We start from the raw sequence: 22,514 nt of genomic DNA on the forward strand, positions 1-22,514 counted from the left end.
TCGTGGGCATTGAGACGTGATACCTACAACTCACCGGACCCGCACGAACCTCCACCCCCCTACTCCCCGACCACAGCCGCCACCACACCCCCACCCCCCGCCTACGAGGCAATCCCCGCAGGCCAGTTCGACCCCCGAGACCTCACCGACTTCCAGCTCGACGAACTCGTGCACCGGATCATCGGCCGCATCACCCGCCTGATCCGCACGGAACTGCGCCTGGACCGCGAACGGATCGGCAAGCTCCGCGACCCCCGCCGCTAACCGGACCCACACCTCGCCGCCCCGCCCCGAAACGCCCCGCGCGCACCGATGCAACGACAGAAAGGCCCACCCCCGATGTCCCGCCTCGACCCGGGCTCCACCATCTGGTTCACCCTCACGATCGACGGCGAGAGCCTCGGCTACTTCAACGGGTGCGACGGGCTGTCGTCGACGGTGGAGATCGAGCACCGGCAGGAGGGCGGCAACAACGGCTTCGTCTGGCAACTCCCCACCCGTGTCACCTTCTCCACCATCCGGCTGACCCGCCCGCTCACCCCGGACACCGCGAAGGTCGCCAAGTGGATCTCCTCCGTGCAGACCGGGATCAAGCGGCCCACGGGGCAGATCGCGGCGCTGCGCGCGGACGGTTCGGAGGTCGCGCACTGGGGGCTGATCGACGTGCTGCCGGTGAGCTGGCAGGGCCCTTCCCTCGACCCGGCCGGACCGGCGGTCGCCACGGAGGTCCTGGAGATCGCCCACCACGGATTCACGGACTGAGCGGGGGCGAACGAGACCATGGTCACCACCAGCAGGGGCGCCGGCAAGAGCCTTGTCCGTGCCAGCCTCGCCATTCATGAGCCGCCGGTCGGGGGCAGTACTACGCCCGGTGGGCTCATCAAGACCTTCGCCTTCGACTTCAATCCGGCGCAGCTGTCGCTCACTCGCCGCGCCCAGTGGAAGACGACGCCCGCGCAGATCGAACGGGACGGCTCCCTCCCGGAGTTCATGGGGTCGCAGCCGCGTGAGATGGGCGTGGAGATCTTCCTCGACTCCTCCGACGAGCCGACCAGCAACTCGGTGCTGAAGAAGGTCGAGTCACTGCTCGCCTGCTGCGACGTGACCACCAAGTCCATTGCGGCGAAACAGCCTTCACCGCCGTGGGTGGTGTTCCAGTGGGGTTCCTTCTCCACTGCCCGCTTCACCGCTTACGTGTCCTCTGTCGAAGCCTCGTACTCGCTCTTCGGGACCACCGGCGTGCCCATCCGCGCCACCTGCCGACTGCAACTGCACGAGATCCCGAGCAACACCAAGGGCCAGAACCCGACTTCGGGCGCGCTCACCGCGCAGCGCGTGCACCGGGTCGTCGCGGGCGACTCCCTGCAGTCGCTCGCCTGGCGGGAGTACGGCGACTCCGCCGCCTGGCGGGCCATCGCCGAGGCCAACGGGATCGACGACCCGACGCGGCTCGCGAACGGTGTCGAACTCGTGCTGCCCGCCGCCGAGGAGGTGCGTTCCTGATGGTGAAGTCCGCGTTCTCCAACGTCGTCGAGGTGAAGATCGGCGGCGCCAAGATCCCTTCCGAGTACGCCCGTTACCTCGTCGACAGCTACGTCGACCAGGGCGTCGGCGTACCGGCCGCGTTCCGGCTCACCTTCCGGGACCCGTACCGGCTGATCCTCGGCAAGCTCGGTGTCACCTTCGGCACGAAGGTGGTCATCGCGCCGGTGGCCGACGGGCAGGGTGCCTCCGATCCGCTGCTGACCGGTGAGGTCACCGGGCTTGAGGCGGACTACGACGGCACCGGCACCTTCACCGTCGTCCGCGGCTACGACTTCGGGCACCGGCTGCTGCGCCAGCGCCGCGTCGCCGCCTACCGCAACCAGAGCGCGTCCGACATCGCCCGCAAACTGGCCGCCCAGGACGGGGTGCCGATCGGGCGCATCACGTCCACGCGGACCGTGTACGAGTTCATCTCCCAGTCCAACGTGACCGATTGGGACTTTCTCGCCCGGCTCGCCGACGAGAACGAGATGGTCATGTCGGTCGACGCGGACGGCAAGTTCCAGTTCGTGGAGCCGAAACCGTCGTCCGGTGCGCCGTCCCCCGAGACCGACGGCGACAAAAGCCCGTTCGTGCTCCAGGCCGGGCACGACATCCTGCGGCTGCGGGCCGCCGTGACCGCCGCCGACCAGGTCGGCACCGTCGAGGCACGCGGCTGGGACGTCACCACGAAGAAGAAGCTCACCGCCACCTCGCCCGGAACCTCCAACCCGGCCATCGGCATCGGCACCACCCCGGGCGCGGCGGCCGGCAAGTTCAAGACGGCCAAGCTGGTCGAGACGGGCACGCCCTACGACAAGCAGAACGAGGTGAAGTTCGCCGCCGCCGCCCTCGCCGACGACGTGACGTCCTCCTTCGCCGAGCTGGAGGTCGTCGCGCGCGGAAATCCCAAGCTGCGCCCGGGAGTTCCGGTCGCCCTGGCCGACGTGGGCACGCCCTTCGAGGGCAAGTACACGGCCACCTCCGTACGGCACGTCTTCGGCGACGGCAAGCACTACGAGACCTGGGTGACGGTCAGCGGACGGCAGTGGCGTTCGCTGTACGGGCTCGCCTCGGGCGGCTCGGAGACCGCGCCCCGGCTGCCCGGTGTGGCCAACGCCCTGGTCACCGACGTCAACGACCCGCTCAAACAGGGCCGGGTGCGCTTGCAGTTCCCGTGGCTGGACGACACGTACGTCAGCGACTGGACGCGAACTGTGCAGTGGGGAGGGCTCGGTGGCGGCGGGGTGTTCCCCATGGACGTCAACGACGAAGTGCTGGTCGCCTTCGACCGGGGGGCACTTGACCATCCGTTCGTGATCGGCGGGCTCTACAACGGCAAGGACAAGCCGACCGTCGTCGGTGATGTGCCGTTGCACGACGCCGTGCGGAAGAAGGCGAGCCGGCACACCGTCTCCGACCGGGACGGCAACCGGATGGACCTGCTCAGTCAGAAGACCGGCGGCCGCAAGCAGGGCGTCCGACTGGCCTCCGGGGACAAGCAGTTGACCATCACCCTGGACCGCACGAACACCGAGATCATTGTGGACAGCAGGGGCAGCGTCACCATCAAGGGCAGTCGCTCGGTGTCGGTCGAGGCCGGTACGGACCTCACCCTCAGCGCCCGGCGCAGCCTGACCATCAAGAGCGGCGGGCCGCTGAACATCGAGGGGCGCGGACTGGTCAACGTCAAGTCGACCACGGGAGCGATCACGTTGGACGCGATCGGTGCCCTGAACCTGAAGGCGCTCGGCAACGCGATGCTCACCGCGGGCGGGAGCGTGCAGGTCAACTCCATCGGCAACGTGGGCATTCGGGCCGTCACCGTGCCGATCATGGGCGTGGTCACCCTCAACGGCCTTGTCCCGATGGTGATTCCGGCATGAGCGGCCCAACGGGCAAGGAACGGGCGGGTGTTGTCTGATGGCCGAACAGTTTGTCGGGTCCGGATGGTCGTTCCCGCTGCGCATCGGGCCGACCGGCGGCATCGCGCTGGTCAGCGGGGAACGCGAGGTCGAGGAGGCGATCCGGCTCGTCCTGTCCACCGCGCCGGGCGAGCGCCCGATGCGGCCCGACTTCGGCTGCGCGATCCACGACCTGGTGTTCGCGCCGGTCAACGAGCAGACCGCGGGCCGGATCCAGCACGAGGTGCACGTCAGCCTCGACCGCTGGGAGCCGCGCATCGAGGTCGAGGACGTCGAGGTCACCGCGGGCACCGAGCAGAGCGTGCTGTACATCGACGTCCGCTACTCGATCCGCGGCACCAACAACCCGCGCAGCCTCGTCTTCCCCTTCTACGTCATCCCGTCCCACGACGAGCCGGACACCTCCGGTACGCCCGGCACGGCTGCTGAAAGCGACAACTGACCGATGGCCCTGCCCTCCCCGAACCTCGACGACCGCCGCTTCCAGCAGTTCGTCGACGACGCCAAGCGCTACATCCAGCAGCGCGCCCCGGAGTGGACCGACCACAACGTCTCCGACCCCGGCGTCACCCTCGTCGAGACGGTCGCGCACATGGCCGACCAGATCGTCTACCGCCTCAACCGGGTACCGGACAAGAACCACTTGGCCTTCCTCGACCTGGTCGGCATCACGCTCTTCCCGCCGTCCGCGGCCCGCACCGACGTCACGTTCTGGCTGTCGGCGCCCCAGGAGGAACCGGTGCAGGTGCCGCTCGGCACCGAGGTGGCGACCATGCGCACCGAGGGCGAGGAGGCGGTGGTCTTCGCCACCGAGCACGAACTCGCCGTAGTTCCAAGCGCGTTGCGGCATCTGGTGGTGCAGCACCGGGGCAAGCCCGTGGTCGACCGCACGCACGATCTGGCCGAGGGCAACCACGTCATGTGCTTCGCCGAGTCGCCCGACCCCGGCGACTCCATGCTGTTCGGCCTGACCGCCGCCGTCCCGCACTGCGCCCTCGCCCTCGAACTCGACAGCCGCGTCGACGGAGTCGGCGTCGACCCGCGCCAGCCGCCCCTGGTGTGGGAGGCGTGGACCGCCGACGGCTGGCAGCGCTGCGAGGTGGACCGGGACGGCACCGGCGGCCTCAACCGCCCCGGCGCGGTCGTCCTGCACGTCCCCGGCGGCCACACCCTGTCGCGCAACGGCGGCCAGGAAGCAGGCTGGCTGCGCTGCCGCGTCACCGAACCCCACTCCGACCAGCCCTTCTACACCACCTCGCCGACCGTCCGCTCCGCCGAGGCCTTCACCATCGGCGGCACCACCACCGTCGTCCACGCCGACACCGTCTACGACGAGGCGCTCGGCGAGTCCACCGGCCTGCCCGGGCAGCGGCTGCGGCTCTCCCACACGCCGGTCGTCGGCGATGCCACGCCCCTCCTCCTCCAGACCGCCGAGCACGACGGCTGGACGGACTGGCAGGTCGTCCCGCACTTCGCCGCCTCCGGCCCCGGCGACCGTCACATCACCCTGGACGCGGCCACCGGCGAACTCGCCTTCGGACCGGCCGTCCGTGAACCCGACGGGTCCCTGCGCCAGTACGGCATGGTCGCTCCCAAGGGTTCGGTGATCCGCGCCCGCCGCTACCGCACCGGCGGCGGCCGGGCCGGCAACGTGGCGCGCGGCGCGGTGCAGATCCTGCGCAGCTCCATCCCGTACGTCTCCGAGGTCGTCAACCGTGAGGCGGCGCGCGGGGGAGTGGACGGCGAGACGGTCCAGGAGGCCAAGACCCGCGCGCCGATCACCCTGCGCGCCCAGGAGCGCGCGGTCACCCTCCGGGACTACGAGGAACTGTCCCGCCGGGCCGCCCCCGAGACCGCGCGCATCACCTGCCTGGAGGGCGACGAGGAGGAGCACGGGGCCTACGCCGTACGGGTGTTGGTGGTGCCGCAGGCCGTGCCCGACCCAGGCGGACGGCTCCGCTTCGAGCAACTCGTGCCCGGAGACGCCCTGTTGGAGCGCATCACCCGGCATCTCGACGAACGGCGGCTGATCGGGACCCGGTTGGCGGTCGGGCCGCCGTTCTACCAGGGCGTCACCGTGGTCGCCACGGTGCACGCCTTCCGCGGCGTCGACACCGACCGGGTGCGGCGCCAGGCCCACGACGCCCTCTACCGCCACATCGACCCGCTCACCGGCGGATCGGACGGGAAGGGCTGGCCGTTCGGACGTCCCGTGCAGTCCGGGGAGGTCTTCGCGGTGCTCCAGCGCGTACCCGGCGTCGAGTTGGTCGACGAGGTCGTCCTGCACCCCGCCGACCCGCTCACCGGCAAGCGCGGCGACCCCACGGACCGTATCGACCTGGAGCGGCCGTCGCTGGTGTTCTCCTTCGACCACCGTGTCCGCGTGATCGGAGACGGCGCGTGAACATCACCAATTCCCGGCTAGGAGGCTTGCGTTGAGGGGATCAGTCGACGGCCTCGGCTCGTCCGCGCCGATCGGTGCGATGCTGCCCGCCGTGTTCGCGGACGACGACCTCGCCCAGCGTTTCGTCGCCGGGCTCGACGAGGTCGTAGCGCCGATCCTGAGTGTGCTGGACTGCCTCGACACGTACTTCAGGCCGTCCCTGGCGCCGCTCGACTTCGTGCAGTGGCTGGGGAGTTGGGTCGGCGCCGAGACCGACGGCAGCGAACCGGAGGCGCGGCTGCGGGCCGCCGTGGCCGCCGCCACGTACCTGCACCGCATCCGCGGCACCCGGCGCGGCCTGGCCGAGGCCGTCCGGCTCGCCTTCGGTGCCGAACCGGAGATCACCGAGAGCGGCGCCGCCGACTGGAACGCCCGCCCGCTCGGCCCGGTACCCGGCGAACGCAGCTCCCGGCTGCACGTCCACCTGCGGCTGCCCGCGCCGACCACGCTCGACACCCACCGCCTCGACGCCCTCGTGGCGGCCGCCCGCCCCGCCCACATGCCGTACACGGTCCAGGTGACCGCCACCGTGCTCCCCGAAAGGAACCCCGAGAGATGACGACCACCCAGAGCTGCGCCGAATGCGGAACCCGCGCGGAACCGGGCCAGTCGTTCTGCGACGCCTGCGGCGCCGTCCTCAGCTGGACGGACCGCGCGGGCGCACGCACCGGGGCCCCGGCCGAGCGCGGTGAGAGCGCCGGGGGAGCCCCGGGCGCCGGCGGCGACCCGGGCTGGGACGCCTTCTCCCAGTCGGACAACGGGGGCATGCCCCGCACGCGCCGGGACCTGCTGAACACGGACGACCCGGGCGACAACCAGCAGTCGGCACAAGGGGGTTCGGCCTCCGACGACCCCGCGGCCCGACTGGACGCCCTGTCGCTGCGCCTGGACGCCCTGGCCGCCGGCGGCTCGTACGGCTCGGTCGGCGCGGGCGCCCGCCAGGAACCGGCGAGCGGCGACGCGAACGGGGGCGCTGCGACTCCCCACCCGTCCGGTGGTTCTACGACTCCGCACGCGTCCGGTGGTTCTACGACTCCGCACGCGTCCGGCGCCGCCACGACCCACCCCGCGCACCGCCCGACCACGGACCCGACCCCCGCGCCCGACGCGCCGTACGGTCACCGCGACGCGACCACCGCCCGTAACTCGTCCACGACCGACACCGCCCCCACCGAGCCGGTCCCCGCCGCCTCCCCGGAATCCGAGGCCGAGCGCGCCCGGCGTCTCCTGGTCCCGGTCTCCGACCCGGAGCCCCGCCAGGCCCCGTCCGTGGCCCCGGTCCTGCCCGGCCGGCCGGTCGCCGCGCGCCCGCAGGCCGTACGGGCACCCGGTGTCGAACCCGGTGCCGCGGGCGGAGTGCCCTGCCCCTGGTGCGCCACGGCCAACCGGCCCGACCGGCACTACTGCGCCCGCTGTGCGATGCCCATGGTCGGCGACGAGCATGCCCCCGGCCGGCTGCCCTGGTGGCGGCGGCTCCTCACGTTCAGGAACGGTGAGATTCCGTGGGCGGGCGACCGGCCCCGACTGCGCCGGACCTTCGACCGCGTGCTGACCTGGGTGGGCGCGGCGATCGTGCTGACCCTGCTGATCGTGCTCGCCGTCAACATCCCGCGTGGCGTGGAGGCGGCCAAGGACCACTTCGCCAAGCGGGCCCCCGTCTACCCGGACCGCGTCAGCGCCTCCCGCTCCTTCCCGGGTCACAAGCCCGACCTGGCCTTCGACAGGCTGAACAACACCTGGTGGGGGCCGGGGGTGACGCAGTCGGGCAAGGGCCAGTGGCTGGAGGTGCAGTTCGACGAGCCGACCCGGCTGCTGGACCTGATGATCACCCCGGGCGTCTCCACCCGCCCCGACCAGCTCACCCAGTCGGCGCTCCCGCACCGGATCGAGGCGGAGATCACCACGGCCGCCGGCAAGACGATCACCCGTCAACTGACCCTCGACCAGGGGGCGGGAGCCCAGCGCCGCGCCTTCCGGGTCGGCACGGTCACGTCGGTCCGCTTCACCGTCGAGTCCGCCTACGGGACCTCCGGGAGCAAGCAAGTGGCCATCGCCGAGATCGAGTTCTTCGGCCCGTCGAACGCGAGCGGCTCCTGACGGGCGGTCCGTACGGCGCCGGGTGCCTCAGGCGTAGTCGGTCGAGGGGACCGTGCCGTAGCGGCTCATCGTCTCGATCGTCGACTCGGCGTTGAACTCCCGGCCGCCGGCGATCATGTCCCGCAGGTCCCGGAAGTACTGCACGTACAGGTCGGGCGTGAAGGTGTTGACCATCACCGCGGGTTCGTCGCCGGGGTTGGCGAAGGTGTGCGGGGCGCCCGGCGGGATCATCGCGAGGGTGCCCGCCGGCGCGATGTGCACGGTCTCGCCGATGGTGAAGTGCACGGTGCCCGAGACGACGTAGAAGCCCTCGTCGTGCTGGGCGTGGCGGTGCTGCGGCGGGCCCTGGGTGTGCGGGGCGAGGGTGATCTCGCCGATGCCCAGCCGGTGGCCGGTGGTGCTGCCGTCCTCCAGGATGCGCATCGTGACCGGCCCCAGCCGGATCGACTCGCCGTCGTCCGGACCGACCACGGAAACCTCGTTCATCGCCGACTCCCTTGTTCTTGGCGCGAGTTGTGCGCTCGTCGCTGTGGCGCGCCCTACAGGACACTAGGCGGGAAGCTCTCGTTATGCAAGCTGGCTCTCATGATGAGAGCTTGTCGTGATAACGTAAGGGAGACGGACGGCAACGACGAGTGAATACGGGGAAGTGACGCACCGATGGCGACAGCACAGACGGACACGGGCCGCAGCAACCAGAAGAAGCGCACCCGTACGGCGATCGTCGACGCGGCCCGCGGGCTGATCGGCACGGGCAGCGAGGTGACGATGCCCGAGGTCGCCCGCGTCGCCCTGGTCTCCGAGGCCACCGCCTACCGCTACTTCCCCGACCTGCCGTCGCTGATCGGCGAGGCCCTGGCCGGTGTCTGGCCCGACCCCGTCGACGCGCTCGGCCCGGTCGCCGACTCCCGCGACCCGGTCGAACGGATCGCGTTCGCCTGCGAGTTCCTGCTCCGCGGCACACTGGCCCGCCAGGGCGGAGTTCGCGCGATGATGGCCGCGACCATCGTCCGCCCCGACACGGCGAACATGCGACCCGGCGTCCGCTTCGGGCTCATCGACCACGCCCTCGCCCCCCTGGCGGCCACCCTCGGGGAGACGGACCCGGACGCGTTCACCCAGCTCAAGCGGGGCCTCGCGGTGGTCATGGCCGCGGACGCCCTGTTCACCCTCACCGACCAGTGCGGCCTCACCCCCGACGAGGCCGTCGCCAGCGCCGTACGCACCGCGACGACCCTGACGGAGGCGGCGGTGCGCGCGGCGGCGGAGGGCTAGGGGCGACCTGTGGGCCGGCCTCTCAACTGCCATTCGCTTCTACGTCAGTCGGGTCCGTCGCCAGCCAGTGGCCGTCCGTGGTCCAGCCGAGGAGTCGGCGGGCGCGGCCCTCGTCCGCAGTGCCGTCGGGGGCGAAGGTGCCGCCGTCCGCGACCAGGCGCAGCCCGGCCAGGGCGGGTGCGAGGCGGCCCGCGACATGGGCGGCGTGGCGGGCCGCCTCCGCGTCCAGGTCCGCGAGTACGCGGCGCTGTTCGGCGGGCGGGCAGAGGGACAGGTGGAACACCAACTGCCGCCAGGCGTACGCCGCGTCCTTGATCGTGGGAAACGGCCACGGGTTGCGGTGCACCCGGGCCGTCAGCCGGCACACGGTGCCGAAACTGCGGCGCGCCAGGTCGGCCCACCCCGGCTCGGGGGCGATGCCGACCCGGTGGACCAGTGTGGCCAGGTTGTGTGTGGTCAGGATCTGGGCCTGCTCGATCACCTTGCCGTTGGCCGCCACCCACGACCCGGACGAGGAGCCGGACGACCCCGCCGGGGCCGAGGACGCCGCCGCGGCCCGCTCCGCGCACAGCCGCGCGAACCCCGGGGACGTCCGGGCTCCGGTCCCGGCTTCGTGCGACCGGCCCGCGGCCTCCCTCGCCTCGACGGTCGCTTCGGCGATCGCCAGGTCGCGGATCGCCGCGTAGTCGATGCCGTAGTACCGCTCGTACGGCGAACCACCGAGCAACTCGCCCGCGATCCCGGCCGCCACAAGGAACTTGGGGCCGAAGGCGTCCATGAAGATGTCCGCGGCCAGCTCCTCCACCAGCTGAGCGCCCAGGTCGGACTGGCGGGCGAGCACGCCGAGTTCGCGCACGAGCGGGTTGGGCAGGATCGTGCCCGGGAACCCGCGCACGGCCAGCTCGCCCAACTGCCGCAGCAGCAGGGCCGCTTCGGCCGTGCCGTCGCCGCGCTGGGCGGCCACCGCGCGTACCCAGGGCAGTTCCTCGATCCGGACCTGCCGCTCCAGGTTGAGCAGGAGCAGCGAACGGCGGTTGCGGAACGCGCGGTAGTTCGCGGCCATCAGCGTCCGCAGCGCCTTGTCGTCGTAGGCCCGCGTGGCGGTGTCGGCGACCAAGCGCGGCACCAGTTCGGCCAGAACCTCGGCCGAGGGGACAACTCCCCGCTCCACGAGGGTGGCAACCGGTGCGCTCAGCGCGCCCTCGACCACCCGGCGTAGCGCGGGCGGGAGTTGGGCCCCGGCGGGCAGGCCGGTCTCCCGCTCCTCCGGCTCGGAGACAGGGGCGAGCACGGGTGCGAGGTCGGCGATGCCCGACTCCTGGGGCAGCCCGGCGAGGCGGCCCACCAGCACTTGCGCCAGGGCGTAATGGGAGGGGAGAGCGGCCTGGGCCCGCTGCACCCGGCGCAGTTCCGCGTGCGGTGCCGAGCCCGGCACACCGCGCCGCCGCACCATCGACGCGACGGCGTGCCGCAGCAGCCCGAGCCGACGCGCGTCCAACGGCCGCCCGGCGACGGTCTCCTCCAGCGCGCCGCGCAGAATGCCCAGGTTCTCTTTGGGGTTTCGGTGCTTCCCGCAGAGCGTGTGCTCCTCGGCCAGCAGCCGGTAGCGGCTCAACAGCGCGGCACCGCGCCCCAACCAGGTCTCGTCCGGCGCGAGTTCGAGCACCCGGCCGTCCTCTCCGCCCGCCGTCTCCAGCCAGTGCGTGAGCAACTCGTCCCCGAACGGCTGCCATACGGCGAGTGCCTCGCGCTGTGTCTCCACGGCCGCGTTGGGGCGCCGCAGGACCAGCCGGTCCACGGTGTCGGAGACGCTACGGCGGTACAGCGCGTCGGTGCCGTCCGGCGCGGGCCGACCGGTCGACGGGCGGGGCAGGAACCGGAGTTGGCCCGCGAACGGCTCCAACTCCGCGACCAGGTCCAGCGCATCGGCCGTCTCCCCGTGCCGCACCAGCCAGGCCATGGTGAGCAGCGCGCCCTCCTCGGGCACGGCCACCTCGTACCGCCCGCTGTTCAACTGACTCCACAGCCAGGTGAGTCCGGTCTCGGTGAGGCAGTGGGCGAACAGCGCCCGCCGGCCCGCGGGCACGCCGAACTGCTCCGCGAGCCGCGTCTCGTACGGCTGGAGCGGGCCGCCCGCGCTCGGGGTGCCCGTGGCGAAGCCGCCGTGCACCACCTCGGGGGTCACCCAGGCGGGGAGCCCGGCCACCGGGGTGCGCGAACCGATCGACAGCAGGCCGTCGGCCATCCCCGCGAGCACGGCACGCCAGCGCTGCGCGCGGCCCTCCGCGCGACGGCGGGTGTCGGCGTCCTCGTGGGTCAGCGCGGTCGCGAAGGCCTTGGCCAGCTGGCCCCGGGCATAGCCGGGGGCCGCGGTGAGGTGCTGCTGCTCAGCGTCGTCATTCATAAGCCGACGTGGCAGGTCCTGCCCCTGCGCCCTCCGGGATGAGAGCCCGGTGCTCCGCTGCTGAGCTACACGCCGATGAGCAGCGACGTTAGACGCGGAACGGACCGTCGTACAAGGGGATTTCGGTCATAGCACCTTCCGGTGGACCAGCGCCGACAGCATCAACGCCCCCGGCAGCAACGGCACCCACACCGTCAGGACGCGGTAGCCGATGACGCTCGCCGTGGCCAGATCCATGGGGGCGCCGAACGCGACCATCGTGAACACCGTCGCCGCGTCCACGGGACCGATCCCGCCGGGTGCGGGAACGGCACCGACCGCGGTGCTGGCGGCGAGGAATGCGAGAACGACCTGCGCCCAGGACAGCGGCATACCGAGCGAGGCCCCGACCGAGAAGATCACGGTCGCCTGCAGCACCGGGGCGGCGGCAGCCCCGCCCCACAGGGCGAGGATCCGGCTGGGCATGGTGTGCAGCTGCCGTACGTCGGTCAGCGCGGTGCGGACACAGCGCAGCGCCGGGCGGCGCAGGGGACGTACGACGGCCAGGAGCAGCGCGGCCGTGCCGAGCGCGACCCCCAGCCCGCCGAAGGCGAGGACCAACGACCAGCCGTGCGGGACGAGTTGGCCGAACCGCAGCATCTCGGGGAAGGCGATGAGGAAGGCGATGAGCACGAAGGTCTTCGCGATCGGCCTGACGAGCGAGTACAGGGCGAGCGAGGCGGTGGCGCGGGCCAGGGGGATGCCACGGCCCTGGAGGAAGCGCAGCGTGACGGCGTGGGCGCCGATGCTGGCCGGCAGCGCGTGGTTGGCGGCGCCGGCGGCGAACTGCGAGGCGATCAGCAGGCCGGTCGGCAGCCGTTCCGGCACGGCACCCTGGCGGACGAGGGCGGCGGTGCCCCAGCCGAGGCAGGTGAAGAAGAACGCGGCGAGCAGCCACCAGGGGTCGGCGGAGGCGAGCCGGGCCGTGCCGTCGTACATGGCATGCCAGTCGACCGCCGCCCACACCGCGATCAGCAGCAGGGGCAGCAGGGTCAGCACCTTGGTGACGAGGCGCGCCGCGGAGGGGAGGCGGAAGGGGACGGGGGCGGGAGCGGGGCCGGCGGTGGAGGCGGGGAGCGGCCCGGGGATGTCTTCGAGCGGAAGCAGGGACACGAGGCGAAACGTTCCCCTCCGGTATGACGTCGCGGTGTCCGGAAGCGGAAGGCGCGCGGGCGGGTGGGCGACGCGGACGGCATCCATGGCGTGAATGGCACGGGTGTCGCGCGGGTGCGGCGCGAGTGAACGCACACCCGCATCACCTGTGTCGGCCCTGGACCAGTCCCCTGTGTCATCCCCGCACCGGACCCGAGCCACTCCAGATCATTGCCTGAATCAACAATCCATCGGTTTGTTGACTTTAGGTTGATCGAGCCATTTCAATTCCATTATGACCCACGCCGAGCGTACGTCCGCCGCCGTCACCGCCCTGCCCGTCGACCTCGACGAGGCGGCCCACCGCTGTCTGGTCGCCGGGTTCGACGGCACGACGACCGTCCCGGACCCGCTCAAGCGGCTCATCGACCGCGGCCTCGGCGGGGTCATCCTGTTCACCCGCAATGTGCGGGACGCCGAGCAGGTGCGCCGGCTCACCGACGAACTCCGCGCCCTCCGCCCCGACTTGCTCGTGGCCATCGACAACGAGGGCGGCGGCATAGGCCACTTGGTGCGCGCCGGCGCCCCGGACGTGCCCGGCTCCTACGCCCTCGGTGTCGTCGACGACCCGGCCCTGACCGCCCGTTGCGCCGACGCGCTGGCCGGCCACCTCGCCACGCTCGGCATCACCGCCTCCTACGCCCCCGTCGCCGACCTCCAGCACCAGCCGCGCAACCCGATCGTGCGCACCCGCTCCTTCGGCGCCGACCCCGCCCTCGCCGCCCGCCACCTGCGCGCCTGGATCACCGCCACCGACGTCCGCGGCATCGCCTCCTGCGCCAAGCACTTCCCCGGCCACGGCGGCACGGTCACCGACAGCCACCACGGCATCGCCGTCGACCCGCGGCCGTACGACGAACTCCTCGTCGACCTCGAACCGTTCCGCGCGTCCATCGCGGCGGGCGTGCCGATGCTGATGAGCGCCCATGTCGTCTTCCCGGCCCTGGACGCCAACCGCCCCGCCACCCTGAGCCGCCGCATACTCGGCGATCTGCTCCGCCTCGAACTCGGCTTCGACGGCGTCCTCGTGAGCGACGCGCTGGAGATGAAGGCGATCGCCGACGCGTACGGCGAGGCCGCCGGGGCCCGGATCGCCCTCGCCGCGGGAGCGGACCAAGTCATCGTCGCCGTACCGGACCTGGACGTCACCCTGGCCTGCCGGGACGCCGTGCTCGACGCGCTGCACTCGCGCGTGCTGCCCGAGGAGCGGGTGTGGGAGGCATCGGGTCGGGTACGGCGGCTCGCCGAGCGGTACGCGACCCCGCGGTTGACGGTCGCAGCCTGGGACGCGGACGCCGGCCTGGAGGCGGCCCGCCGCGCCGTACGCGCCCGGACCCTGCCGCCCGCGGTGCGCGGCGCCCACGTCGTCGACGTGTTCCCGGCCCCGCACCCCGCCCTGAACTGGGGCGGCGAGGACCTCCTCACCGAACTCCGCGCGATCGACCCCACGGCCACCGGCACGGCGCTCAACACGGAACCGGCCGACCTCGCCGCCGTTGTCGACGGGATCGTACGGACGGGTGCGCCGCTGGTCGTCGCCACCTCCGACGCCGGCCTGTATCCCTGGCAGGCGCGGCTGCGCGACGCGCTCGCGGCCCGGCGGCCCGATGCCGTACTGGTCGACACCGGGCTGCCGGAGGGCGGCGCCCTCTGTTCCTACGGGCGGGGGCGGGTCAACCTGCGGGCGGTCGCGGAGGTGTTGTCGGGCGCGTGACCGTCACGACGACCGCGGCAGTCGTACGACTTCCTTGATGCCCCGCGCCGCCAAGTACCCTGCGTCCTCCGCCCGTTCGGCCAGGATCACCGCAGGCCGGACGCCCTCCACGCGCAGCCGCATCCACTCCTCGAAGTACGCGCCTCCCGGTCCGGACACCGAGCGGGTGGCCGGGGTGCAGTCCAATACCAGGGCGGTGTCGCGGAGTTGGACGGTGTGCGGCTCCGTGATCGCTTCGGCGAAGGCCTCGGCGATCGGCTTGGCGCGGCCCGCCGAGTCGAACAGGCCCAGCGTGTATTCGAGTTCGGGGTAGTCGGCGAGCGAGCGGTCCACGTCGTGCGAGCACCACCAGGTCACGCCCCACAGGCCCTCGCACTCGGCCGCGTTGCGCACGGTCGCGCGCGCGAACTCCGGAGCGTCGGCCGCCGGGATGTGCGGTTCGGGCGCGCCGGTCTCCTGGACCCAGACCGGCCGGGCCGGGTCGATGGCGTACGCCTTGGCCAACTCCGTTCCGTACTCGGCGAGATGGAGTACCTGCGGGGAGCGCGGACCGTAACGGCGGGCGCAGTCGCCCGAGAACACCCACGGGTGGACGGTGGTCAGATCGCCCTTGCGGGCCGAGGCCTCCGGGGTGAACGGGTGGTCGTCGCCGTACCAGGCGGCGTCGTACGCGGAGTGCGTGACCAGGCGGTCCGCCGGGAGGTGCTCGCGGGCGGCCGCCAGCAACGTGTCGAGATAGTGGTCCACCTCGGCCACCGACACCGGGTTGTGCTCCACCAAGTTGTTGAGCTCGTTGCCGAGTTGGAGGCCGATCAGGTTCGGGCGGTCGGCGAGGGCGCGGCCCAGTGTGCGCAGCAGCTCCGCCTGGGCGGTGATGGTCTCCGGGTCGGTGAAGACGTTGCGGTGGTGCCAGCTGCGGGTCCACTCCGGGTAGAAGTCGAAGCTCGACAGATGGCCCTGGACGCCGTCCACGAGGACGTCGAGTCCCGCCTCGCCCGCCAGGTCGACGAGGTGCACCAGCTGGTCCACGGCGGTCCTGCGGATGAGCGTGCGGTTGGGCTGGAGCAGCGGCCAGAGATGGAAGATCCGGACGTGGTCCAGGCCGAGCCCGGCTATCTGGGCCAGATCCTCGCGGGCGTGCGCCGGGTCGAAGTCGTGCCAGGAGTGGAACCAACCGCGGCGCGGCGTGTAGTTGACGCCGAAGCGGAGCGTAGGAATGGGATCCTCCCCAGGTCCGGTCTTGCCTCTTGCCCTGCCTGCTCTTGTTCTGGGCGAATGTATCAACCACCATAGTCAGTGATGAGCAATGATTTGAACCAGAATCCCGTAGGCGATTCGGCGGGCGACCCGGTGGGCGGTCTCGTTGTCGGCCTCGATGCCGGCGGCACCCGCACCCGCGCCGTCCTCGCCGCCGTCGAGGACGGGCGCCCCGTCGGCGAGGGCGCGGCCGGGCCCGGCAACGCCCTCACGGTGCCGGTACCGCGCCTCACCGACCACCTGGCGGAGGCGCTCGCGCTGGCGGTGCCCGAGGGGGCGCGCGCCCGTGTCGTCGCCGTGGCCGGCGGCTTCGCGGGCGCCACGGCGGCCTCCACCGAGGAGCCGGGACACGTCAACGCCCGCGCCGCCCTCACCGCCGCGCTGCAGCGCCTCGGCATCCCCGCCGACCGGCTCCGCGTCTGCAGCGACATCGAGGCGGCCTTCGCCTCCGCCCCCGGCACCCCGGCCGACGGCCTGGCCCTGGTCGCCGGCACCGGCGCGGTCGCCCTGCGCATCACGGACCGCCGCTCCACGGCCACCGTGGACGGCGACGGCTGGCTCCTCGGCGACGACGGCAGCGGCTTCTGGATCGGCCGGAGCGCGGTACGGGCGGCGCTGCGCATGGCGGACGGGCGGGGAGCCGCTACGACGCTGGCCGTCTCCGTCGGCCGGGCGCTGGGGGTACCGGGTGACGCCCTGCCCGGTGACGGCGACTGGTCCCGCGCCGACCGCGAGGCCTACCGCATGCACGTACTCCCCGCCGTGATGGCCGAACTCCCCATCCGCCTGGCTCGGTTCGCCCCGCTGGTGGTCGAGGCGGAGGGGGAGAAGGACGCCGTGGCACAAGACATTCTCGACGAGGCGGCAGTCCGACTGACCGACACGGTGCGGGCGTTGGAGCCTGGCCCGGGTGAGCGAATCGTCGCCACCGGCGGTCTGCTCGGCCCCGGGGGCCCCCTGACGGCGCCCCTCACCGCCCGCCTCCACACCCTCGGCCTCACCCTCGACTGGGTACCGGACGGCTGCCGGGGCGCGGTCGCCCTCGCCCGACTTGCCTACGACGGTGACACGCGATGACCGACACCACCCCCCTCTACCGTGACCCAACCGCCCCCGTTGACGTACGGGTTCGTGACCTCCTCGCCCGCATGACCCTGCGGGAGAAGGTCGGCCAGCTCAACCAGCGGATGTACGGCTGGGACGCCTACCGCCGCACCGCCGACACCCCTGACGGGTTCGAACTCACCGACACCCTCCGCGCCGAGACCGACCGCTTCGCCGGACTCGGCGCGCTCTACGGCCTGTTCCGCGCCGACGCCTGGTCCGGCGTCGACCACACCAACGGCCCCGGCGCCCAAGACAGCGCCGCCCTGGCCGAGTTGGTGCAACGCCACGTCATCGCGAGCAGCCGACTGGGCATCCCGGCCCTGTTCGTCGAGGAGGTGCCGCACGGCCACATGGCCCTGGACGGCACGGTCCTCCCGGTCAACCTGGCCGTCGGCGCCACCTGGGACCCCGACCTGTACGAACGGGCCGCCGCCCACGCCGCCGCCGAACTCCGCGCCCGTGGCGGACATGTGGCCCTCGTCTCGGCCCTGGACATCGCCCGCGACCCGCGCTGGGGCCGCACGGAGGAGTGCTTCGGTGAGGACCCGCACCTCGCCGCCCGCCTCACCGAGGCGCTCGTCAGAGGCATGCAGGGCGATACGACAGCGGGGTTCGCGACCGACAACGCCCCTGTCGCAGAAGGCGGGTTCGCTCCCGGCGAGGCGCCCGTCACGGGAGCCGGTTTCGCTCCGGACAAGGCCCCGGTCGTCCTCAAGCACTTCGCCGGACAGGGCGCCACAGTCGGCGGCCGCAACTCCGCCGAGTCCGAACTGGGCCTCCGCGAACTCCACGAGATCCACCTCCCCGCCGCCCGCGCCGGAGTCCGCGCAGGTGCCGCCGCCCTCATGTCGGCGTACAACGAGGTCGACGGCCTGCCCTGCTCCGGCAACCGCGCCCTGCTGACCCAACTCCTGCGTGAGAACTGGGGTTTCGAGGGCCTCGTCATGGCCGACGGCCTCGCCGTGGACCGGCTGGCCCGCATCACCGGCGACAAGGTCTCGGCGGGCGCGCTCGCGCTCAACGCGGGTGTCGACCTGAGCCTGTGGGACGAGGGCTTCACACATCTGGAGGAGGCCGTTGAGCGGGGACTGGTGAGCGAGGAGACCCTCGACACGGCCGTGGCCCGCGTGCTCAGCCTGAAGTTCCGCCTGGGCCTCTTCGAACATCCCTGCGCCACAACCGAGTTGCCGCCCCCGAACCAAGGCCGGGAACTGAGCACCGCCCTCGCCCGAGCCGCCGTCACCCTCCTCCACAACGACGGCGGAGTCCTGCCCATCCCGGCGACCGTCTCCCGTATCGCGGTCATCGGACCCCAATCAGCCACCACTGCACACCAGTTGGGCGACTACACCGCACCCCAGCACCCCGGCACCGGTACAAGCGTCCTCGACGGCCTACGCCAACTCGTCCCGCCCGGCACCGACATCCGCCACGCCCCCGGCTGCGCCCTCACCGGCGACGACCTCTCCGGCATCCCCGAGGCGGTCGCCGCAGCAGCAGCCTCCGACCTGGCCGTCCTGGTGCTGGGCGGCAGCAGCGCCCGTACCCCGGACACGGACTTCGACGCCAACGGGGCCGCCCGGAACGCCGTTTCGGAGATGACGTGCGGCGAGGGTGCCGACCTCGCGGGCCTGAGCCTCGGCCGCGCCCAGCACGCCCTCCTGGACGCGGTCACCGCGACCGGGACACCCACAGCGGTGGTCCTGATCCAGGGCCGCCCCCACGTTGTCCCCGAACGGGCGGGCGCGCTGCTCACCGCCTGGTACCCCGGCCCGTGGGGCGGCGAGGCCATCGCCGAGGTGCTGCTCGGCCGGGCCGAACCGACCGGCCGCCTGCCCGTGTCCATCCCCAGCTCGGTGGCCCAACTCCCCGTCTACTACAACCACAAGGACACCGAGTACGGCGGCTACGTGGATACCGACGCCGAGCCGCTCTACTCCTTCGGACACGGGCTGTCGTACACGAGCTTCGAGTACGGTCCGCCGCGCGTCGAGGGCCACGTGATCGAGGTCGACGTCACCAACACCGGGAAACGGCAGGGGCGTTCGGTCGTCCAGGTGTACATCCGGCGGCTGCTCACGTCGGTGTGGCCGCGCACGCTGGAGCTGCACGCCTTCCAGGGCGTCGAGTTGGCCCCGGGGGAGCGTCGTAGAGTCGAAATCCCCTTCGGCACCGACCCGTTGGAGCAGGTCGGTGCCGTGGAGATCCGGGTCGCTCAGTCGGCGCGGGCCGCGCTCGCCGTCGAGCCCGTCGTCGTACGGCTCAGAGCTTGACGGCTCCGGCCGAAACGCCTTTGTAGAACCAGCGTTGGGTGATGACGAACAGCACCAGCACCGGGATCACGGAGATCACCGAACCGGCCATCACCACCCGCTGGTCGTAGCCGAACGACGAACTCTGCAGCCGGGACAGGCCCAGTGTCAGCGTCATGTGGTCCTCGGAGCGGAGCACGATCAGGGGCCAGAGGAAGTCGTCCCAGGCGCTGATGAAGGTGTTGATGGTGACCACCATGATCGCGCCCCACGCGGAGGGGAGATAGAGGTAGCGGAACCGCTGCCACTCGCTCGCGCCGTCCAGCATCCCGGAGTCCTCGATCTCGCGCGGCACGGCCAGGAACGCGCCGCGCATCAGCAGGACGTTGATCGCGCCGACGAACCCGGGCAGCCACACGCCCACCACGTTGTCGACCAGGCCGAGGTCGCGGATGCTCAGGAACAGCGACACCATGATCGACTCGAAGGGGAACATCATGGAGGCGACGAGGAGGATCCAGACCGCTCTACGGCCCTTCCAGGCGGGCTTGGAGAGCATGTAGCCGGCCGTTGTGGAGAACAGGAGTTGGCTGCCGACCGAGAGGGCGACCACGATCAGGCTGTTCTTGATGTACGTCGCCACCGGGACCTGGCTGAAGACCTCGCGGTAGGCGTGCAGGGTCGGGTGGTGGGGCAGCAGGGAGGCGTTCGCGCCGAAGACGTCCTCGCCGGTGCCCTTCAGTGAGGCCAGGAACTGCCAGATCAGTGGGCCGACGGTGAGGCCCAGGACCAGGAGCAACAGGAGGTAGCGGACGAGGAGTTCGCGGGGGCGGCCGTAGTCCCGCCAACGGGGCGTCAGACGGCGGGACTTGGGCCGCACGGCGGTCGTCGTCATGACTCGTCCTCCTTCGTGAGGCGCTGCGCCAGCAGGGTCAGGCCCAGGGTCAGGACGAACAGCGCCACGCTCACCGCCGAGCCGTAACCGGCGTTGCCGGTGATGGGGTCCAGGCCGACGTCCCGGATGTAGAAGGGCAGCGTGCGGTCGGCGCCGCCGGGGCCGCCGGTGGAGCTGCCGAGCATGTAGATCTCGGTGAACACGCGCAGCGAGCCGATGCCGGTGAGGGTGCCGACCAGCATCATCGCCTGCCGTACGCCGGGCACGGTGATGTGCCAGAAGCGGCGGGCGGCACCGGCGCCGTCCATGGAGGCGGCCTCGTGCAGTTCCTTGGGCACGTTCCCCAGCGCGGCCAGGTAGAAGACCATGTACCAGCCGAGGCCCTTCCACAGGGTGAGGCCCATCGCCGACAGCAGGATCAGCCACGAGTCGGAGAGGAAGGGGATCGCCGACCGGATCAAGTGGGCTTTCTCCAGCCAGGTGTTGACCAGTCCGTCGTCCGCGAGCAGCCACTGCCAGCTCAGGCCGACGACCACGCTGGAGGCGAGCACAGGGGTGTAGAAGGCGGAGCGGAAGAAGCCGATGCCGGGGAGGTTCTTCTCCACCAGGACGGCCAGCAGGAGCGGCAGCAGCACCATCAGGGGGACGACGATCACCGCGTACAGGACACTGTTGCGGGTCGCGAGCCAGAAGTCCGAATCGCCCAGCATCCGGCTGTAGTTGGAGATCCCGACGAAGCTCGCGACACCGCCGAGCGGCTTGGCGTTCGTGAACGACAGCAGCAGCGTGTTGAGGAACGGGAACACCCCGAACACCGCCGCGCAGACGACCGCGGGCGCGGTCCACAGCCACGGCAGCCACCAACGGCGGTACAGAGCCGCCCCGTTGGCGCCCGGAGCGGGGCCGGGCAGGACGGCCCGGGTGAGCCGGCGTATGCGGGACGGGCCCGTGCCCGGTGCGGAGCCGACGGCCTCCGCACCGGGCACGGACACCGGCTTCGCGGTCTGCGTCGCCACCATCAACCAGCCTGCTTCAGCAGCTCGTTGGCCTTCGCCTGGGCGTCCTTCACGGCCTGCGCCGCGCTCTTCTTGCCCTGCATGGCCAACTGCACCTGGGACACGATCGCGTTCTGCACGGCCGGTGAGATGTTCGTCTGGTAGGCCGTGGTCGTCTTGAGCTGGTCGGCGACGAGCTTGCGGGCCTGCGCGAACTGGTCGTTGCCGCTGACCTTTTGGAAGAAGGGGTCGTTGAGCGAGGTGGTCGTGGTCGGGAAGATCACCACGTCCGGGTCCTTGGCCCAGGCCGTCTGGTTCTCGGCGTTGGTGAGGTACTCCGCGAACGCCAGTGCCACGGGGGCGTGTTTGCTGGTCGCGGCGACCGAGATGTACTGCGGGGCTCCGGTGGTGTGCCCGAGCGCGTCGAAGGGCTGCTGCCCGACCGCCGTCTTGGCGTAGATCGAGGGGCTGTTCTGCTTCACGAACCGCACATAGCTCGGGTTGGTCGACCCGTAGGCGACCTTGCCCTGCGTGTACGGCGTGGACGGGTCGTTGCTGGAGGACAGCGAGTCCTTCGGCATCGCGCCCTCCTTGTACAGCTTGGCCATCCAGGCGACCCACTGCGTGGTGCGCGGATCGTCGGCGAACACGGCCGACTTGCCGTCGCTGGAGAGGGTCTTGATGTTCATCTGGTCGAAGTCCGCCGGGATGCGCCAGATCGGATTGGCCATCGTCGCGTAGTACTTGCCCTTCGCCGACTTGGCGATCTTCTCGTAGTCGGCGAACAGCCCGAAGATCGTCGTCGGCGGCTTCGCGGGATCGATCCCGGCCTTCTTCAACAGGTCGGTGTTGTACGTCAGGACGATGCCGCCGGTGTACCAGGGAAGCACGGTGTGCAGAGCGGAGCCCGAGGCGTCCTTGAAGGTGCTCGACTTCCAGAACGCGGGGACGAACGGCTTGCCGGCCGAGGGGTCCTTGACGCCCAGGTTGAGCAGGTAGCCGGCCTTCGTGAGTGCCGTGGCCGTCTCGGAGTTGAGGTTGATGACGTCCGGCAGCGTGCAGGCCTGGGCGTCGGCCACGTTGCGCTGGGTGAAGGTGCTGTCGCCCGGGTCGTCGATCCACTTGACCGACGTACCGGGGTGCGCCTTCTCGAAGGACTTGATGACCCCGTTGAAGAAGCTCCCGAAGTCCTTCTTCAAGTTGGTGGTCTGGAAGGTGATGTTGCCCTTCACCTCGCCGGTGAGTTTCCCGGACCCGACGTTGCCCTTGTCGACGTTGCAGCCGCCCGCGGTGGAGTCGCTGTCGCCCGAACTGCCGGACAGCCCGCAGCCGGCGGCCGTCAGGGTCAGGACGATGATCCCCACCATCGATCCGGTCAGTCTTCCTGTGCGCATCGCTGCCCTCCTGAGCATCAGCCAACAGCTGGTTCAATTAA

At 71.5% G+C, this 22,514-nt stretch carries 18 protein-coding genes, 1 tRNA gene and 1 pseudogene; 12 read left to right on the plus strand and 8 right to left on the minus strand.

Features of this window, described 5'->3' with window-relative positions; genetic code table 11:
* The 8 genes and pseudogenes from ACFWP5_RS26085 to ACFWP5_RS26120 all read left to right on the plus strand — a co-directional run.
* Positions 1-264 (plus strand): annotated as a pseudogene (locus ACFWP5_RS26085) (hypothetical protein); the annotation flags it as partial.
* Positions 265-339: 75 nt separating this feature from the next.
* Entirely contained in the window at positions 340-762 is a 423-nt protein-coding gene (locus tag ACFWP5_RS26090; RefSeq protein ID WP_384161211.1) for a phage tail protein, read from the plus strand.
* 18 nt (positions 763-780) lie between these two features.
* Positions 781-1,503, plus strand: a complete 723-nt coding sequence (locus ACFWP5_RS26095; RefSeq protein ID WP_384161214.1) for a peptidase M23 — start codon at positions 781-783, stop codon at positions 1,501-1,503.
* Positions 1,503-3,410, plus strand: a complete 1,908-nt coding sequence (locus ACFWP5_RS26100; RefSeq protein WP_384161217.1) for a VgrG-related protein — start codon at positions 1,503-1,505, stop codon at positions 3,408-3,410. Before ACFWP5_RS26095 ends, ACFWP5_RS26100 begins: the two co-directional genes overlap by 1 nt.
* Before the next feature lie 37 nt (positions 3,411-3,447).
* A complete protein-coding gene (locus ACFWP5_RS26105) occupies positions 3,448-3,891 on the plus strand; it encodes a GPW/gp25 family protein (protein ID WP_329259747.1) in 444 nt (147 codons plus the stop codon).
* A gap of 3 nt (positions 3,892-3,894) precedes the next feature.
* Positions 3,895-5,853 carry a putative baseplate assembly protein gene (locus ACFWP5_RS26110; protein WP_384161220.1) on the plus strand — a complete coding sequence of 653 codons (1,959 nt, stop codon included), beginning with the start codon at positions 3,895-3,897 and terminating at the stop codon, positions 5,851-5,853.
* Positions 5,854-5,884: 31 nt separating this feature from the next.
* Positions 5,885-6,451: a phage tail protein gene (locus ACFWP5_RS26115; protein WP_384161223.1), complete on the plus strand. Its 567-nt coding sequence runs from the start codon at positions 5,885-5,887 to the stop codon at positions 6,449-6,451.
* The gene (locus tag ACFWP5_RS26120; protein WP_384161226.1) at positions 6,448-7,989 is read left to right on the plus strand and encodes an NADase-type glycan-binding domain-containing protein; all 1,542 of its coding nucleotides are present in this window, start codon (positions 6,448-6,450) and stop codon (positions 7,987-7,989) included. Before ACFWP5_RS26115 ends, ACFWP5_RS26120 begins: the two co-directional genes overlap by 4 nt.
* Before the next feature lie 27 nt (positions 7,990-8,016).
* Here ACFWP5_RS26120 and ACFWP5_RS26125 read toward each other — a convergent pair whose 3' ends face one another.
* Positions 8,017-8,475, minus strand: a complete 459-nt coding sequence (locus tag ACFWP5_RS26125; protein ID WP_384161228.1) for a cupin domain-containing protein — start codon at positions 8,473-8,475, stop codon at positions 8,017-8,019.
* Positions 8,476-8,649: 174 nt separating this feature from the next.
* Between ACFWP5_RS26125 and ACFWP5_RS26130 the strand changes: the two genes are divergently transcribed.
* A complete protein-coding gene (locus tag ACFWP5_RS26130) occupies positions 8,650-9,264 on the plus strand; it encodes a TetR/AcrR family transcriptional regulator (RefSeq protein ID WP_384161231.1) in 615 nt (204 codons plus the stop codon).
* A gap of 22 nt (positions 9,265-9,286) precedes the next feature.
* Here the strand turns inward: ACFWP5_RS26130 and ACFWP5_RS26135 are convergent, their stop codons facing one another.
* From ACFWP5_RS26135 to ACFWP5_RS26145, 3 genes are all read right to left on the minus strand, one after another.
* Positions 9,287-11,668, minus strand: coding sequence for a hypothetical protein (locus tag ACFWP5_RS26135; RefSeq protein ID WP_384161234.1), 2,382 nt, complete (start codon positions 11,666-11,668; stop codon positions 9,287-9,289).
* Between the two features lie 3 nt (positions 11,669-11,671).
* A tRNA-Glu gene (locus ACFWP5_RS26140) sits at positions 11,672-11,743 on the minus strand.
* A gap of 51 nt (positions 11,744-11,794) precedes the next feature.
* Positions 11,795-12,820 (minus strand): YbhN family protein, encoded by a 1,026-nt coding sequence (locus ACFWP5_RS26145; RefSeq protein ID WP_384161236.1) that lies wholly within the window; start codon positions 12,818-12,820, stop codon positions 11,795-11,797.
* A 274-nt stretch (positions 12,821-13,094) separates the two neighbouring features.
* On the opposite strand from ACFWP5_RS26145, the gene ACFWP5_RS26150 reads away from it, so the two are divergent.
* Positions 13,095-14,573, plus strand: a complete 1,479-nt coding sequence (locus ACFWP5_RS26150; protein ID WP_384161239.1) for a glycoside hydrolase family 3 N-terminal domain-containing protein — start codon at positions 13,095-13,097, stop codon at positions 14,571-14,573.
* A 3-nt stretch (positions 14,574-14,576) separates the two neighbouring features.
* Here ACFWP5_RS26150 and ACFWP5_RS26155 read toward each other — a convergent pair whose 3' ends face one another.
* Positions 14,577-15,854, minus strand: coding sequence for a glycosyl hydrolase (locus ACFWP5_RS26155; protein ID WP_384161300.1), 1,278 nt, complete (start codon positions 15,852-15,854; stop codon positions 14,577-14,579).
* Between the two features lie 18 nt (positions 15,855-15,872).
* Here ACFWP5_RS26155 and ACFWP5_RS26160 point away from each other — a divergent pair, with 18 nt between their 5' ends.
* Both ACFWP5_RS26160 and ACFWP5_RS26165 read left to right on the plus strand, forming a co-directional pair.
* Positions 15,873-16,907, plus strand: a complete 1,035-nt coding sequence (locus ACFWP5_RS26160) for an N-acetylglucosamine kinase (RefSeq protein WP_384161241.1) — start codon at positions 15,873-15,875, stop codon at positions 16,905-16,907.
* Positions 16,904-19,210, plus strand: a complete 2,307-nt coding sequence (locus ACFWP5_RS26165; protein WP_384161244.1) for a glycoside hydrolase family 3 N-terminal domain-containing protein — start codon at positions 16,904-16,906, stop codon at positions 19,208-19,210. The genes ACFWP5_RS26160 and ACFWP5_RS26165 overlap by 4 nt, the downstream gene beginning before the upstream one ends.
* On the opposite strand, the gene ACFWP5_RS26170 is transcribed toward ACFWP5_RS26165, so the two are convergent.
* Genes ACFWP5_RS26170 through ACFWP5_RS26180 form a run of 3 tightly spaced genes read right to left on the minus strand, consistent with a single transcriptional unit; the run spans position 19,200 to position 22,473 of the window.
* Entirely contained in the window at positions 19,200-20,084 is an 885-nt protein-coding gene (locus ACFWP5_RS26170; RefSeq protein WP_384161247.1) for a carbohydrate ABC transporter permease, read from the minus strand. The two genes, ACFWP5_RS26165 and ACFWP5_RS26170, sit on opposite strands and share 11 nt — an antisense overlap.
* Positions 20,081-21,103, minus strand: coding sequence for a carbohydrate ABC transporter permease (locus ACFWP5_RS26175; RefSeq protein WP_384161250.1), 1,023 nt, complete (start codon positions 21,101-21,103; stop codon positions 20,081-20,083). Before ACFWP5_RS26175 ends, ACFWP5_RS26170 begins: the two co-directional genes overlap by 4 nt.
* Positions 21,103-22,473 carry an extracellular solute-binding protein gene (locus ACFWP5_RS26180; protein ID WP_384161253.1) on the minus strand — a complete coding sequence of 457 codons (1,371 nt, stop codon included), beginning with the start codon at positions 22,471-22,473 and terminating at the stop codon, positions 21,103-21,105. The genes ACFWP5_RS26175 and ACFWP5_RS26180 overlap by 1 nt, the downstream gene beginning before the upstream one ends.
* Positions 22,474-22,514 lie beyond the last annotated feature (41 nt).

This window comes from Streptomyces sp. NPDC058469 (genome assembly GCF_042721125.1).
GTDB lineage: Bacteria > Actinomycetota > Actinomycetes > Streptomycetales > Streptomycetaceae > Streptomyces.